The organism is Deinococcus pimensis DSM 21231 (genome assembly GCF_000519345.1).
In the GTDB taxonomy this organism is placed as follows: domain Bacteria; phylum Deinococcota; class Deinococci; order Deinococcales; family Deinococcaceae; genus Deinococcus_A; species Deinococcus_A pimensis.
This window is the reverse complement of record NZ_KI912633.1, coordinates 374,724-375,605: the sequence shown is the minus strand read 5'-3', so window position 1 is coordinate 375,605 and position 882 is coordinate 374,724. Positions and strand designations below refer to the sequence as shown.

Genomic DNA, 882 nt, shown 5'->3' with positions numbered 1-882 from the left:
ACCGCTTCACGGAGTTCCGCGAGGACGACGCGCCCGAACTGACGGACGCCCACGTGGACGGCCTGACGGACGCGGAGGCGGCGCGCGTGGAGGCGACGGCGGCGGGCGCTGGCCGCGCCCTTCGCGCTGGGCGTCGCGCTCGGCGCGTACCGCTTCACGGAGTTCCGCGAGGACGACGCGCCCGAACTGACGGACGCCCACGTGGACGGCCTGACGGACGCGGAGGCGGCGCGCGTGGAGGCGACGGCGGCGGGCGTGACGCTCGCGCGTGACCTCGTGAACCGCCCGTACAACGCCCTCGACGCGATGGCACTCGCGGACGTCGCGCGCGGCCTCGCCGAGGAACACGGGCTGGAGTTCGAGGCCTGGGACCGCGAGGAGTGCGCGCGGCGCGGCCTCGGGCTGTTCCTGTCGGTGGCGCAGGGCAGCGAGCAGGAGCCGCGCTTCATCACGCTGCGCTACCGTCCCGAGGGCGCGCGGCGTTCGGTCGCGCTCGTCGGGAAGGGCGTGATGTTCGACACGGGCGGCTACACCCTCAAGACGATGCAGGGCATGGCGACCATGAAGGGCGACATGGGCGGCGCGGCGGCCGTGCTCGGCGCGATGAAGGCGGTCGCGCTCCTCGCGCCCGACACGGAGGTGCGCGCGTACGTCGCCGCGACGGACAACGCCGTGTCCGCCACGGCGATGCGGCCCGGCGACGTGTTCCGCGGCGTGACGGGCAAGACGGTGGAGGTCACGAACACCGACGCGGAGGGTCGCCTCACGCTCGCGGACGCCCTCGCGGTGGCGGAGATGGACGCGCCCGACGTCGTCGTGGACCTCGCGACCCTCACGGGCGCGAAGGTCACGGCGCTCGGCGACGACGTCGCCGCGCTCTTC

Annotated in this window: 1 protein-coding gene; it reads left to right on the top strand. The window is 74.7% G+C overall.

Annotation, left to right across the window (positions count from 1 at the left end; all coding sequences use genetic code 11):
* Positions 1 to 201: 201 nt before the first annotated feature.
* Positions 202 to 882: leucyl aminopeptidase family protein (locus DEIPI_RS35395; RefSeq protein WP_281173190.1), on the top strand; the 681-nt coding region annotated here is incomplete at its 3' end.